We start from the raw sequence: 14,477 nt of genomic DNA on the forward strand, positions 1-14,477 counted from the left end.
GTCATAATTAAATGACAGGATTATCCTTTTGTCTGATTGAAAAGCGTGTATTTAAGAGAGAGCAAGAGAGAGTGGGTCAGCATGATAAAAATTGGAGATTCAATAACACTTGAAACAGTGAATGGACATAAAGAAGAAATATATAGATGCAAGCTGGCCGAAAAGAATGACAATGCCCTTTTCATTGATTACCCGGTCAATGTAAAATCAGGAAAAACAGCCTTCCTGCTTGACGGTACACAGCTTAAAGCTACATTCGTCTCAGATGACGGATCCGTTTTCTTATTTACTACAGAAGTAAAAGGAAGGGTTAAGCAGAATATCCCGTTAATGGTCTTATCCTATCCGGGCCCGAAGCAGCTTATCAAAATCCAGAGGCGGCAGTACGTGAGGATCGAAGCAGCCATCGATGCTGCTGTACAGCCGATTGGCCGCGAATTTTCCCCGTTTAAGGCTGTAACGGAAGACATCAGTGCCGGCGGGGCAAGTCTGCTTGTGGATAAAGACAGCCCGCTCGATGCAGGCATATTTATAAAAGTACTGCTGGTGCTGGCCCTTCAGAATGGGGACTATCATTATCTGAAAGCAGATGCAAAAATTGTGAGAATCATAGAGCATAATGAACTGAAAAATAAGGCATCGATTGAATTTGCAGATCTGGGCCCATCCGGCAGGCAGCTTCTTCTCCGCTTCTGTTTTGACAGGCAGCTTGCCCTTAAGAAAAAAGGCCTGGAAGCTTAACGAATAATTGCCTGCCTGGATGCCAATAATGATAATAAGATTGTCAACAGGCGGGGATGGAAATGAAGATGCTCGAACGGCTGATTGTGAAAGCAGTCATTATCCAGCTGCTCTTTTTGTTCGCAGCCCAGGTACTGCTCCATAAATATGATGTCATGCCTGAGCTGAAGCAGCTTGCCCAGTACGAAGGTGTGGCAAAGAATAGCTTTGAGGAGCTGCTGGAGACTTTCGGCGGAAAATGAGCGGGCATAAGCGGCCTGCTTTTTTTGTATGCTTAAACCCCTTCAGAGGCAGGTCAAAGGACAAAATATTGATAAAAAACCAGCGGATAATATGTTAAAATGGTTCTTGTAAGTTTTAGAGAAACCCAACTGGAAGCGTAACAGGAGGAAATATGATCAAAAAAATCTCAATTGCCATCGATGGCCCTGCAGCAGCAGGAAAAAGCACTGTGGCAAAAATTGCAGCTGAAAAGCTATCATATATTTATATAGACACAGGGGCCATGTACAGGGCGCTCACATATAAAGCCATTGAGGCAGGCGCTGACCTGGAAAATGAAGATAAGCTGATGGATATTCTCACAGGCATCCAGATTGACTTGCTTCCAGGTGAACAGGGGCAAATTATCCTTGTGGACGGTGAAAATGTTACTGAAGTGATAAGAACAGCCGCTGTTACCAACTCTGTATCGATTGCTGCGAAGCACCGCAAGGTCCGGGAAGAGATGGTCAGAAGGCAAAAAGCATTCTCGATCGGCGGCGGGGTAGTTATGGACGGCCGTGATATCGGTACCCATGTCCTTCCCCATGCAGAGGTAAAAGTATTCCTGCTTGCATCAGTTGATGAGAGGGCCATGCGGAGACATCAGGAGAATATAAAGAAAGGCTACCCGTCAGATCTTGAACAGCTGAAAACCGATATTGCATACCGGGACAAGCTGGATTCTGAAAGGGAAGTAGCGCCGCTTAAAAAAGCTGATGATGCAGTGGTAATTGACACTACCTCGCTTGCTATTCCGGAAGTTGTAGAGAAGATCATGCTGCTTGCTGAAGAAAGGATCGGATTGACTTGACATTCTATTCTTTTGTAAGATCAGCCGTTTACGGGGCGCTGAAACCGATATACCGTTTTGAGGTGATCGGGAAGGAGAACTTTCCGGCTGAGGGTGGCGTGCTGCTGTGCAGCAACCATATCGACAATCTGGATCCGCCCGTTGTAGGGATTACTGCTCCGAGGCCGGTTCACTTCATGGCCAAGGAAGAACTTTTTAACCTGCCGGTACTAGGGACAATAGTCAGGAATTTGAACGCCTTTCCGGTTAAGAGGGGCATGAGCGACAGGGAAGCTCTAAGGAAAGGGATTGGCCTTTTGAAGGAAGGAAATGTTTTAGGGCTCTTTCCTGAGGGTACAAGAAGTAAAACAGGGGAGTTGGGAAAAGGCCTTGCAGGGGCAGGCTTCTTTGCCTTGAGGGCACCGGCCCATGTAGTACCCTGTGCAATCATTGGCCCATACAAGCCGTTTAAAAGATTGAAGGTAGTGTACGGGAAGCCTCTGGATATGGAAGAAGCACGGAAAAACAGAGCGTCCGCTGACGAAGTGACGGAGATGATCATGCAGGAAATCCGCCAGCTTATTGAGCAGCACAGATAAGTCTTCTTGCTTGACAAATAAAGCTATTTGTAAGAAGTTAGAGGAAAGGCATCTTTTTAGAATATTCTATGTCTTTAATTTAGGACCTTGTTTTCCGCTGTGAAAATATCACATCTACTATAAAAGATTGCAAGCAGTCATTGGATTAAGGAGGATTACATATGTCAGAAGAGATGAATCAATCAGAAGAAATGAATTCAATTGAAGTAAAAAACTTTGAGGTGGGCGACCGCGTAACTGCGAAAGTCACCAAAGTGGAAGAAAAGCAGGTTGTTGTGGATATCCAGGACAGCAAGCTTGACGGGATCATCCCCATCAGCGAGCTCTCAAGCCTTCACATTGAAAAAGCGGAAGATGCTGTGGCTGAAGGTGATGAGCTTGACCTGGAAGTACTCAAAGTGGAGGAAGAGGCACTTATCCTTTCAAAGCGCAAAGTGGATGCAGTAAAGGCATGGGACACACTTGAAGAGAAATTCAACAGCGGCGAAGTTTTTGACGCTGAAATTAAAGATGTGGTCAAAGGCGGCCTGGTAGTGGACCTTGGCGTCCGCGGCTTTGTACCGGCTTCGCTTGTTGAAGCACATTTTGTGGAAGACTTCTCAGATTACAAAGGCAGGACCCTTTCTTTCAAAATCGTGGAGCTGGATAAGGAGAAAAACCGCCTGATCCTTTCACACAGAGCTGTTGTGGAGGAAGAAAAGGGCAGGCAGAAGCAGGATATCCTTGCTAACCTCCAGGCAGACCAGGTTCTGGATGGTACTGTCCAGCGCATCACTGACTTCGGCGCATTTGTCGATATCGGCGGAATTGACGGACTTGTCCATATTTCCCAGCTTTCATACGAGCATGTTGAAAAGCCTTCCGATGTAGTGGAAGAAGGCCAGAAGGTACAGGTAAAAGTGCTGAGCGTAGACAGGGATAATGAGCGCATTTCCCTATCCATCAAGGAAACATTGCCTGGGCCATGGTCTGATATCGCAGAAAAGGCCCCGAAAGGAAGCACTCTTGACGGAGTTGTGAGACGCCTTGTATCTTATGGAGCGTTTGTTGAGGTATTCCCGGGAGTAGAGGGTCTTGTTCACATCTCCCAGATTTCCCACAAGCATATTGGTACGCCGCATGAGGTGCTTGAAGAAGGCCAGCAGGTACAAGTAAAGGTACTGGATGTAAATGAAAACGATCAGCGTCTGTCTCTAAGCATCAAGGATCTTGAAGAAAAAGAAGCTGAGTATGATACAAGTTATGAGATGCCTGAAGAAACAAAAGGCTTCCAGCTTGGTGAAATGATCGGTGATCAGTTAAAGAATCTGAAAAAATAATGGTGATATAATTTGTCAAGATCTAAACGGAAATGGGATCATATAGAATTTGCCCTTTCAACAGGTCAAAAGCGCATTGCCGGATTTGACGATATTGATTTTATTCATCAAAGCTTGCCTGATTCTGCTGTGGATCAAGTAAAAATAGAAACTGAAATTGGCGGACTTACTCTAAGTTCGCCAATTTTAATAAACGCGATGACAGGCGGCGGCGGTGAAAAAACGCTTAAAATTAATCAGGAGCTGGCCATGGCTGCGGCCGAAACAGGCCTCGCCATGGCAGTGGGCTCGCAAATGGCAGCTTTGAAGGATCCTGCCGAACGGGAGTCATACAAAATTGTGCGGCAGGAAAATCCGAAAGGGATTGTGATCGGCAACCTGGGAAGTGAAGCAGATGCCGAACAGGCTAAGAGGGCAATCGAGATGATTGAAGCAAATGCCTTGCAGATACATCTGAATGTGGTCCAGGAACTGACGATGCCAGAAGGAGACCGGGACTTCAGGGATGCCTTGAGAAGGATCGAGTCTATTTGTAAAAACGTCCATGTGCCTGTGATTGTAAAAGAGGTTGGATTTGGGACCAGCAGAGAAAGTGCTGCAAAGCTTGCAGCTGCCGGTGTTTCAGCGATCGATGTCGGGGGATTTGGCGGCACTAACTTTGCCAGGATTGAGAATGAAAGAAGAGAACGGCTCCTTTCGTTTTTCAATGGCTGGGGGATACCTACTGCCACCTCAATCCTTGAGGTAAAAGCAGAAGAAACGGGAGTCAGTATCATCGGTTCCGGCGGCATCCAGACAGCTTTCGATGCAGCGAAAACCATTGCCTGCGGCGCAGATGCTGCTGCAATGGCCGGATACCTCCTGAAGATTCTTATGAGCGAAGGTCATGTACAGCTTATAAAGGAAATACATACCCTCCATGAGGAGCTCTCTTTTATTATGGCTGCGCTCGGGGCTGAAACAATAAAGGACCTCCAAAGAGCCCCATTCATCATATCAGGCAAAACCCATCATTGGCTGTCTGAACGGGGGATAAACACAAAGGTTTTTAGTCAGAGGAATATATAGGAATTGGCTCCTGCTTAATTAGCGGGAGTTTTTTTGTATTGCTCATAGGATAACCGTAGAGGACTACTTTTGTGGAAGAGCGGAGCTAGGACCACTATTGTGGCAAAAAGAAAGAATAGTGGTTCCAGCCACCGAAGCTGGGACCACTATTGTGGCAAAAAAGAAAGAATACTGGTTCCAGCCACCGAAGCTGGGACCACTATTGTGGCAAAAAGAAAAAATAGTGGTTCCAGCCACCGAAGCTAAAACCACTATTGTGGCAAAAAAGAAAGAATAGTGGTTCCAGCCAACAAAGCTGGGACCACTATTCTGATAGAAGCGAAAATAATGGTTCCAGCCATAAAAGAGTGATCTATTAAATTCCCTAGATTGTAGAGGACAAAGGCCCTTTTAAGAAGCTGTCACAGAACGCGGCACCCTTAGCCTGCGTTCCTCGTTGGAACAGTCGCTCCGCTTTTCTGTTGTCCATCTCCAGGAGCTAGCCCCTCGAGTCATAAGCCACCCAAGAATTAAAGGCAAAGAACGCCTTTTATTCTGGTGCGTCTTATGCTTGTCGGGTCTGAGCAAGGCGCCCTCCGCTTTTCTATTGTCCAGCTCCAAAGCCCAGCCCCTCTTGTCAAAAGACACTCCTGAATTAATGGCAAAGAGCGCCTTTTATCCAGGAGCGTCTTGTGCTTGAGGCCCACAGGATGCAGGTCATGCAGGCGTTGCCACAGGACGTGGCGCCCTTAGCCTGCGCTCGGCGATAGAACAGTCGCCACCGCTCTTCTATTTGTCCAGCTCCGGCTCCTAGGTGCTCGAGTCATAAGCCACTCCTGGATTAAAGGCAAAGAACGCTTTTTATCCAGGAGCGTCTTATGCTTGTCGGGGCTGAGCAAGCGCCCTCCGCTTTTCTAGCTATACTTAGAGTCATTCATGCCCCTGGCTTCTTCCGGGCTTTGAAGCTTGGTCGCCCCTGGATAGTGAAGGGCCTGGTCGCGGTCAGATTCGACTCTTCCGCCTGCTTTTAATTTTTTCTCCTGTCTGTCTTTTCCCATGATTAACACCCCCTGCTATTTAAGATGAAACAAGGACAAAAGTTTATGTAATAAAGATTAAAGTACATAACTATTACCCATAATGGAAATGATAGGTGGTGGTAGTGTGGAAGGCTTTTTCTTTTATATGGGCGCCTGGTGCTGCTGGATTGCAGCGGCATTTTTTATGAAAAGACAGCAGAACGGAAGGATGGCTTTGTCGGCTTGCCTTTTGATTGCCATTATTGTTTCGCCTTATACAATTTCCTTGGGCAGTCTCCATATTTCAGCAGCAGGAGCTTTCATTTTGATTTGCTGCTATGCCGAGGCTGCCCGCATAACAAGGCTTAAAGCAATTTATTTTTTTGTTTCTGTTTTTATGATCATGCTTGCGTATACAAGTTTTCAGCTTTTTGCTCTTTTTGATCCTGTTTGGGTGGTTTTCAAAAAAGAATGGATGCTGGCAGCCATCATGTTTGCTATGTCTGCCGTACTTTTTACCGACTGCAGGAAAAGAATTGCAGCCATGCTGACAGGTGCCATTCAGGGGGATTTCCTCTTTTCAATGGTACTGGAGAAATTGTCCCTGGCCTATGAGGCCTGGTCTTTTTCTTTTCTTGATATGGCAGCTATATCATCATGTGCATTGCTTCTGTGGGACGGATTTGTCAAACTCGCAGCATATTTAGAGCGGCAGGCAGCCAATCTGGAAAAGGAGAAACAAAAGATATTATGAGTGATTATACATACCCGATTGTTTTTGGCCTGATTATTGGAACGGCCACAAGGATGTACATGCTGCGGACGGATTACCGGCAGTACCCGACATATCTGCATGGTAAAATCATACACCTTGCCCTTGGGTTCATTGCTGCGGCTCTCGGGACGGTTGCTGTCCCTTCTATTCTGGAACAGGATTTTACAGCGGTGACTTTTTTGACTCTTGCGGCAAGCCAGTTCCGGGAGGTCAGGAACATGGAAAGAAATACATTGGCAGAACTGGATTCCTATGAATTGGTATCCAGGGGCAAAACCTATATTGAGGGAATTGCCGTTGCTTTTGAAAGCCGGAATTATCTTGTGATATTCACTTCCTTGATCAGCACCCTTTGTTATATTGTGATTAACATCTGGGTCGGCATCATAGCGGCCATACTGTCTGTGCTGATATCAAAGAAGCTCATGGCAGGCGGAAAGCTCAGGGATATTGTGGAAATTGAATATATGGAACCGCGCTTTGATGGGGCTGGCCTTTATGTAGACAATATTTATATCATGAATATCGGGCTGCCTGCAAGGCAGGAGGAAGTGCTGAGATATGGAATGGGATTCATTTTAAAGCCGAAATCCTTTGACGCGCGTTCAACCATCGCCAATCTTGGCCAAAGGCAGGCGATCCTCCACGATGTCTCGATCGCGATGGGGGTTTACAGGGATTCCGGGACACCTGCGCTGGTCCCTCTCGCCAAGCGGGATTTGGATGATGGAAGAGTCGGGGTTTTTCTTCTGCCCCAGGAGAAGGACATTGAAAGGGCCATTAAAGTGATCGGCAGTGTGCCGACGCTTGAAAATGCCATAAGGATGCCGTCTGAACGGGAAAGGAAGAGCGGAAATGGTCATTGAGAAATTTATTTTGGCAGTGATTACGACGAACCCAAAGAAGGCACCTTCAGGGGCAGCTGTATTTCATTGTGACGACAAAAAAGAGATGGAGCATGTGGCTGCCAACCTTGAAGCCATTTTAGACGGAATTGCCCACGCTCTGACAGATGAAATGTATGTAATTGTCAAGCATTGATGGTTCTTCCAATGTTTTCGTTGCGGGGAAACTGCCTCTTTGATAAAATGATTAGGTTAGGCCCTTCTGCAAACAGGAAGGGTTTATTTTATACACGGGCCATCCTGAAAATCAGGATGATGTTGAAAGCAATTCATTTGACTCTTTCGAGCAGTGTTTAAAGTATATAAAAGTGAAAGGGTGATGTTCATGGCTAAACCGGTTATCGCCATTGTAGGACGTCCAAACGTCGGAAAATCCACGATTTTCAACAGAATAGTAGGAGAAAGGATCTCCATTGTCGAAGACATACCTGGTGTGACCAGAGATAGAATCTACAGTTCAGCTGAATGGCTGAATCTTGATTTCAATATTATCGATACCGGCGGGATTGATATAGGAGACGAGCCTTTCCTTGAGCAGATCAGGCAGCAGGCTGAAATCGCCATCGAAGAAGCTGATGTGATCCTGTTCTTGACTAATGGACGGGAAGGCGTTACATCAGCTGACGAAGCAGTCGCTAAAATACTGTATAAATCAAAGAAACCTGTCGTGCTTGGGGTCAATAAAATTGACAACCCTGATATGCGCGACCAGATCTATGATTTCTATGCCCTTGGATTTGGTGAGCCAATCCCGATCTCGGGTTCCCATGGGCTGGGGCTTGGAGACCTGCTTGATGAAGCTGCAAAGCATTTTCCTGATACAAAGGACAAGGACTATGGCGATGATGTCATCAAGTTCTCCCTGATTGGGCGCCCTAATGTCGGGAAATCTTCCCTTGTCAATGCGATTCTGGGGGAAGAAAGGGTCATTGTTTCCAATATTGCCGGCACGACACGTGATGCTGTCGATTCGCTGCTTACATACAATGGGGATCAGTATGTGATCATTGATACAGCCGGAATGCGTAAAAAAGGCAAAGTGTACGAAAGCACTGAAAAATACAGCGTCCTGAGAGCATTAAGAGCCATTGAGCGCTCAGATGTCGTCCTTGTTGTCATCGATGCTGATGAAGGCATCCTGGAGCAGGATAAAAAGATTGCGGGCTATGCGCATGAAGCCGGCCGGGCTGTCGTGATTGTCGTCAATAAATGGGATGCTGTCGAGAAGGATGAAAAAACGATGAAGGCGTTTGAAACAAATATCAGGGAGCATTTCCAATTCCTTGACTATGCGCCGATCGTCTTCTTGTCTGCCTTAACAAAGAAGCGGATCCATACATTGATTCCGCAGATCAACCAGGCAAGCGAGAACCATAGCATGCGTGTGGAAACGAGTGTCCTGAATGATGTTGTCATGGATGCGGTGGCGATGAATCCAACACCTACCGATAAAGGAAAGCGCCTGCGGATCTACTATACGACTCAAGTGGCTGTCAAGCCGCCTGTCTTTGTGGTATTCGTCAATGATCCTGAACTTATGCATTTCTCCTATGAGCGTTTCCTTGAAAACCGCATAAGAGATGCTTTTGGATTTGAAGGTACTCCAATTAAGATATTTGCACGGGAAAGAAAATAAAAAGGGTGTGATTGTATGCTGGATCAATCGAGCAAGATAACCGTTGCCGGTGCAGGCAGCTGGGGCACGGCACTCGCCATGGTGCTGGCTGACAATGGCCGCCAGGTCAGGCTCTGGGGGCATAACCCTGTACAGATCAAGGAAATCAATGAACAGCACACCAATCAAAAATATTTGCCTGATATCAAATTGCCTTCAGGCATTCAAGGCTTCAGCTCACTGGAAGAAGCCCTTGATGGTGTTGATACGCTGATTTTGGCGGTGCCGACAAAAGCCATCAGGGAAGTTGCCGGTAAGATTAATGAATTTCAGCGTGTGCCTCTAACTATCGTACATGTCAGCAAAGGGATCGAACCGGATACATTGCTGAGGATATCAGAAATGATCGAGGAAGAATTCACAAGTGAAGCCCTCGGGAGCGTTGTGGTCCTTTCCGGTCCAAGCCATGCAGAGGAAGTGAGCCTCCGCCATCCGACAACAGTCACTGTTTCCTCAAAGAACATTGAGGCGGCAGAGCATGTACAGGATCTTTTTATAAACCATAACTTCAGGGTATACACAAATCCTGATATCATTGGCGTGGAAATCGGCGGAGCGCTGAAGAATATCATAGCCTTGGCGGCAGGGATCACCGATGGCCTCGGCTATGGAGATAATGCCAAAGCGGCCCTTATCACAAGGGGGCTAGCCGAGATTGCCAGGCTTGGCACCAAAATGGGTGCAAGTCCGCTGACTTTCTCGGGATTAACCGGAATCGGCGATCTGATCGTCACTTGTACGAGCGTCCACTCCCGCAACTGGAGGGCAGGAAACCTTCTTGGGAAAGGTCATAGCCTGCAGGAAGTCCTGGATAATATGGGAATGGTTGTTGAAGGCGTCAGAACCACGAAAGCTGCATACCAGCTCGCTGAAAAATACAATGTGAAAATGCCTATTACTGAAGCGCTGTATGAAGTGCTGTTTAATGGAGCCGACCCGAAGGAATCTGTCGACAAGCTGATGGCAAGAGGGAAAACGCATGAAATGGAAGACCTTGCAAATGTACTTGAAGACAGGATTGACAAGTGAATGATATGTTTTGCTGCAAGAGAAGATATTTATTTTAGCCTGAGCATCAAAATTTAGGCATTCGAGGATGCGGGAAAGGAACTTCCTGCATACAATGCAACGAAGCAAACTGGTGATATGAACAGGGTGCATGGGTTATTTAGTCGCATAAGGCCAAAGCAGAGATTGCCCCATCTTTGCTTTGGCTCTTTTTTTGTGAAAGTACATCGAAATATCCATGCTGGCGCCAGCATTTTAAGCGAAATGCTTTTGATTCATTTTCAGCCTGTATGATATAATACATTTCGGAAAAGGGAGTGAGACAATGTCGCCTGCTTTAATGAAGATGTGGGTATCTTTAGCTTCAATGGGGTTCATGTTCATATCAATATTAATGATTTATCTGAGCCGGTATAAATTAAACAATAAACCGCTTAAATTCATATCTGCCCTTGTTGCGTATCTGTTAATGATTGTTTCCGGGTTAATCATTCTGTTTGTCGTTTTGAGCGGACCTACCAATGAATAACAAATTTAAAAACCTGAAGGATTGGAATCTATGAAAAAGAAGCTAGCCATGCTGTCAATGACAGCGGTTTTATCCTTTCTGCTTGCCGGATGCATGTATCCGGAGGACAAGCTTTCGCAGAATCAGACACCATATCAGGATCAGGTCAATTCTGTCCAGAGTGCTGTTGATCAGTTTCAGGAAGACAATGGAGGCATCCTTCCTATAAAGACGAGGGAGGAAGATACACCTATTTACCAGAAATATCCGATAGATTTCAAGAAAATCTCGCCAAAATATATGGCCGAGCCGCCAGGGAACAGCTTTGAATCCGGAGGCATCTTCCAGTACGTAATCATGGATGCGGAAGAAGATCCAAAAGTCAAGCTCTTCGACCTCAGGATGGCTGAGGCGATCAGGGATATCAAAGTACGCATCAAGCTGCAGGGATATCCGCCATATAAAGAGAAAATCGCCGATAATGTCTATACACTCGATTATGCAGCCCTTGGCTTTAAAGAGGAACCGCTGGCAGTGAGTCCGTACACCAGCCGCGATCTCCACTTTGTTGTCTCAGGAAATGGAGACGTTTACGTAGACTATCTGCCGGATCTCTATGAGGCGGTGGAAAATAACAAAGAGCATGGATATAAGGAAGGCGATGATATACGCTCGCTCCTTGGGAAAGATTCCCTCTTTGTCCCTGCCTATTCGCTTCCTTATACAATCAATGCCAAAGGAGAACCAATCTTTTTGGCGAAATAGTCATAACCCTTCTTCTGCAAAATATATTGTAGGAGAAGGGTTTTTCTTTTTTAAAAGCGATTTTCCAGCGTATAGAGAGAGTGTGCTTTTTCAAAGCGGGAGAGTAAGGGGATAAAAATAAAAAAACTGTCATAAAGAAATAGGACAACGTCATAAATATATAATGTCCAAAAATAATTGAATGATAGGATAATATTATCCCACTAACTCAAGATTCAGGAGGGGATCACTTGGAAAAGGTAGATATTTTTAAAGATATTGCCGAAAGAACAGGCGGCGATATTTATTTCGGAGTAGTTGGTGCCGTCCGCACTGGTAAATCCACGTTTATCAAAAAGTTCATGGAGCTGGTGGTGCTTCCGAATATGAGCAATGAGGCAGACCGGGCGCGCACACAGGACGAACTCCCGCAAAGTGCGGCAGGAAAAACCATCATGACGACAGAGCCCAAATTCGTCCCTAATCAGGCAGCTGCCGTCCAGGTGGCAGAGGGGCTGGATGTCAACATCAGGCTCGTCGACTGTGTCGGCTATACAGTGCCTGGAGCCAAAGGCTATGAAGATGAAAATGGTCCAAGAATGATTACTACACCTTGGTATGAAGAACCGATCCCCTTCCATGAAGCAGCGGAGATCGGGACAAGAAAAGTCATCCAGGAGCATTCAACGATTGGTGTTGTCATCACAACAGACGGTACAATCGGGGAAATACCGCGCACGAATTATCTCGAGGCTGAGGAAAGAGTCATTGAGGAGCTGAAAGAGGTCGGCAAGCCTTTCATTATGGTCGTCAACAGCGTCCAGCCTCACCACCCGAACACTGAAGCGCTGAGAGTCCAGCTGTCTGAGAAGTATGACATTCCAGTGCTGGCCATGAGCGTGGAAAGCATGAGGGAAACAGACGTATTGAGCGTAATGCGTGAAGCATTGTACGAATTCCCGGTACTCGAAGTAAATGTCAACCTGCCAAGCTGGGTGATGGTCCTGCGGGAGAATCACTGGCTCCGCGAGAGCTACCAGGAAGCTGTGAAGGAAACCGTCAAGGATATCAAACGGCTGAGAGATGTAGACCGTGTTGTCCACCTTTTCAGCGACTATGAATTCATAGACAGGGCAGGCCTCGCCGGAATAGAAATGGGCCAGGGGGTTGCAGAGATCGACCTCTTTGCCCCGGATGACCTATATGATGAGATTTTGAAAGAAATTGTGGGGGTTGAAATCCGCGGCAAGGATCATCTTCTTGAACTGATGCAGGACTTTGCCCATGCGAAAGCTGAGTATGACCAGATTTCGGATGCGCTGAAAATGGTGAAGCAGACCGGCTACGGCATAGCAGCACCGTCGCTTGCTGATATGAGCCTTGATGAGCCGGAAATCATCCGTCAGGGAGCACGTTTCGGGGTACGCCTCAAAGCGGTGGCGCCTTCCATCCATATGATCAAGGTGGATGTCGAATCCGAGTTTGCCCCGATCATAGGCACTGAGAAGCAAAGCGAGGAGCTTGTCCGCTATCTGATGCAGGATTTTGAAGACGATCCTCTATCCATCTGGAATTCTGATATATTTGGCCGCTCCCTCAGCTCCATCGTAAGAGAAGGAATTCAGGCAAAGCTTTCTCTCATGCCTGAAAACGCCAGATACAAGCTGAAGGAAACGCTGGAAAGAATCATCAATGAAGGATCCGGCGGCCTGATTGCCATCATCCTATAATGAAAATCTGAAGGGCAGCGGAAGCTGCCCTTTTTAGCGCTTCTTTTTTAGCGTGGTATACTGGGGACCGTTTTGGAACTTTATCAAGGGCTCTTACCGTAAAGATTGTTGCTTTTAATGATTATAAAGAATGATTTACATTTTTCGGTATCGCGTGAAGAAAGGTTTTTTGGGCTAACAGGGCAGGAGTGGTTTTAAAAAACAGGAAGTCTTATTCTTATTTGAGTGACCAGCAAGCCTTAAAATAAGGGGAGAATTTCCGGTTAAGCTGCTGAATATGGTCTGGGTGATTGTAAATAAGCGGAAAATTTCCGGTTATGTGGAGCGAAAATGCCCATTTTCCTGTTTTTTGAGTCGATAGACGGAATTTCTCCGTCTATTTGAGCTGTTTTTAGAGTTTTTTCAAACTTAGGGGGAAATTCTCCGCTTATTTTTCAGCATGCCGCTATGGCAAGCACTAGCAGCATTTGCCTCCTGAAGGTGTAATTTATCACCTCTTATAAGGAAGGCAAAATAGCAACAATCTATGAGAAAAGAGCCTTATCAATTGGCTGTGTTAAACATTGCTGTTAAGTCGTATGAAACTTAGCTTGATTCCTTAGAGCAGTGCTGAATGCCAGACTGAAAGCTTCCGTTATCAACTAGGAGCCCTAGGTAAGCCAATTGATAAAATAGGATATATGTTTTGAAAAATAGTGATTTGGGTAACAAAAAAGGGTGTCTTATTACAAGTTTGTTTCAAATAAGAAAAGATTACCATTAATTAATGAATATTTCTTGATATGCCCAGATGATTATGATAATCTTTTAACAGAATTACCGTCGTGGCCGCGAAAACCCTTATATATTAAGGTTTTTTAGCAAAAAAGATTGAAATCTTCATGCCGTTCATTTAATATAAGGTATGCCAATCATCACGACGTATAGAATTCCGTAAATTTGTTTACAAATGATGATAAGATCCTTATCAGGGCAAGATTTTTGGGAGGAGGTGAAAGGCATGAACAAGACAGAACTAATTAACGCAGTTGCTGAAGCTGGCGAGCTTTCTAAAAAGGACGCTACTAAAGCAGTTGACGCTGTATTTGATACTATTCTTAACGCACTTAAAAATGGTGATAAAGTACAATTGATCGGTTTCGGAAACTTTGAAGTCCGCGAGCGCGCTGCACGTAAGGGCCGCAACCCGCAGACTGGTGATGAAATCGAAATCGCTGCAAGCAAAGTTCCTGCTTTTAAACCAGGTAAAGCGCTTAAAGACGCTGTTAAATAAGTACATACCGTGCTTTAAGCTTATGCTTGAGCAAAAGGCCGCGAAATTCTTCGCGGCCTTTTATTTTTGCTTGGGAATAT

17 protein-coding genes are annotated in these 14,477 nt (G+C 45.8%); 16 read left to right on the forward strand and 1 reads right to left on the reverse strand.

Annotated features, from left to right (window positions below):
- Positions 1-81 precede the first annotated feature (81 nt).
- The 7 genes from Q9R36_RS06485 (at position 82) to Q9R36_RS06515 (ending at position 5,058) form a co-directional block, all read left to right on the forward strand.
- Complete coding sequence (locus Q9R36_RS06485) at positions 82-741, forward strand: flagellar brake protein (RefSeq protein WP_009794823.1); 660 nt, start codon at positions 82-84, stop codon at positions 739-741.
- A 62-nt stretch (positions 742-803) separates the two neighbouring features.
- Positions 804-983 (forward strand): YpfB family protein, encoded by a 180-nt coding sequence (locus Q9R36_RS06490; RefSeq protein ID WP_311224677.1) that lies wholly within the window; start codon positions 804-806, stop codon positions 981-983.
- A gap of 152 nt (positions 984-1,135) precedes the next feature.
- A complete protein-coding gene (cmk, locus tag Q9R36_RS06495) occupies positions 1,136-1,816 on the forward strand; it encodes a (d)CMP kinase (RefSeq protein WP_009794825.1) in 681 nt (226 codons plus the stop codon).
- Positions 1,813-2,394, forward strand: a complete 582-nt coding sequence (locus Q9R36_RS06500) for a lysophospholipid acyltransferase family protein (RefSeq protein ID WP_009794826.1) — start codon at positions 1,813-1,815, stop codon at positions 2,392-2,394. Before cmk ends, Q9R36_RS06500 begins: the two co-directional genes overlap by 4 nt.
- A 161-nt stretch (positions 2,395-2,555) precedes the next feature.
- On the forward strand, positions 2,556-3,713 hold the full coding sequence (gene rpsA, locus Q9R36_RS06505; RefSeq protein WP_170939398.1) for a 30S ribosomal protein S1: 1,158 nt from the start codon (positions 2,556-2,558) through the stop codon (positions 3,711-3,713).
- 12 nt (positions 3,714-3,725) lie between these two features.
- Positions 3,726-4,781: a type 2 isopentenyl-diphosphate Delta-isomerase gene (gene fni, locus Q9R36_RS06510; RefSeq protein ID WP_311224678.1), complete on the forward strand. Its 1,056-nt coding sequence runs from the start codon at positions 3,726-3,728 to the stop codon at positions 4,779-4,781.
- Positions 4,782-4,878: 97 nt separating this feature from the next.
- On the forward strand, positions 4,879-5,058 hold the full coding sequence (locus Q9R36_RS06515; RefSeq protein WP_311224679.1) for a hypothetical protein: 180 nt from the start codon (positions 4,879-4,881) through the stop codon (positions 5,056-5,058).
- Positions 5,059-5,674: 616 nt separating this feature from the next.
- Here Q9R36_RS06515 and Q9R36_RS06520 read toward each other — a convergent pair.
- Positions 5,675-5,818 carry a YpzI family protein gene (locus Q9R36_RS06520; protein WP_009794829.1) on the reverse strand — a complete coding sequence of 48 codons (144 nt, stop codon included), beginning with the start codon at positions 5,816-5,818 and terminating at the stop codon, positions 5,675-5,677.
- A 106-nt stretch (positions 5,819-5,924) separates the two neighbouring features.
- Here Q9R36_RS06520 and Q9R36_RS06525 point away from each other — a divergent pair, with 106 nt between their 5' ends.
- From Q9R36_RS06525 to Q9R36_RS06565, 9 genes are all read left to right on the forward strand, one after another.
- Positions 5,925-6,533, forward strand: a complete 609-nt coding sequence (locus Q9R36_RS06525) for a YphA family membrane protein (protein ID WP_311224680.1) — start codon at positions 5,925-5,927, stop codon at positions 6,531-6,533.
- Positions 6,530-7,420, forward strand: coding sequence for a YIEGIA family protein (locus Q9R36_RS06530; RefSeq protein WP_009794831.1), 891 nt, complete (start codon positions 6,530-6,532; stop codon positions 7,418-7,420). Before Q9R36_RS06525 ends, Q9R36_RS06530 begins: the two co-directional genes overlap by 4 nt.
- Positions 7,410-7,595, forward strand: coding sequence for a capping complex subunit for YIEGIA (locus Q9R36_RS06535; protein WP_009794832.1), 186 nt, complete (start codon positions 7,410-7,412; stop codon positions 7,593-7,595). Before Q9R36_RS06530 ends, Q9R36_RS06535 begins: the two co-directional genes overlap by 11 nt.
- Before the next feature lie 189 nt (positions 7,596-7,784).
- Positions 7,785-9,095: a ribosome biogenesis GTPase Der gene (gene der / locus Q9R36_RS06540; protein WP_009794834.1), complete on the forward strand. Its 1,311-nt coding sequence runs from the start codon at positions 7,785-7,787 to the stop codon at positions 9,093-9,095.
- Between the two features lie 15 nt (positions 9,096-9,110).
- On the forward strand, positions 9,111-10,163 hold the full coding sequence (locus tag Q9R36_RS06545) for an NAD(P)H-dependent glycerol-3-phosphate dehydrogenase (RefSeq protein WP_094767145.1): 1,053 nt from the start codon (positions 9,111-9,113) through the stop codon (positions 10,161-10,163).
- Positions 10,164-10,467: 304 nt separating this feature from the next.
- Positions 10,468-10,671, forward strand: a complete 204-nt coding sequence (locus Q9R36_RS06550) for a DUF2768 domain-containing protein (RefSeq protein WP_009794837.1) — start codon at positions 10,468-10,470, stop codon at positions 10,669-10,671.
- A 30-nt stretch (positions 10,672-10,701) separates the two neighbouring features.
- On the forward strand, positions 10,702-11,415 hold the full coding sequence (locus tag Q9R36_RS06555) for a hypothetical protein (RefSeq protein WP_094767146.1): 714 nt from the start codon (positions 10,702-10,704) through the stop codon (positions 11,413-11,415).
- A 230-nt stretch (positions 11,416-11,645) separates the two neighbouring features.
- Positions 11,646-13,124: a stage IV sporulation protein A gene (spoIVA, locus tag Q9R36_RS06560; protein WP_009794839.1), complete on the forward strand. Its 1,479-nt coding sequence runs from the start codon at positions 11,646-11,648 to the stop codon at positions 13,122-13,124.
- A 1,000-nt stretch (positions 13,125-14,124) separates the two neighbouring features.
- Positions 14,125-14,397, forward strand: a complete 273-nt coding sequence (locus tag Q9R36_RS06565; protein ID WP_009794840.1) for an HU family DNA-binding protein — start codon at positions 14,125-14,127, stop codon at positions 14,395-14,397.
- Positions 14,398-14,477 lie beyond the last annotated feature (80 nt).

Source organism: Bacillus sp. AG4(2022), from assembly GCF_031844465.1.
In the GTDB taxonomy this organism is placed as follows: Bacteria; Bacillota; Bacilli; order Bacillales; family Cytobacillaceae; genus Bacillus_AB; species Bacillus_AB infantis.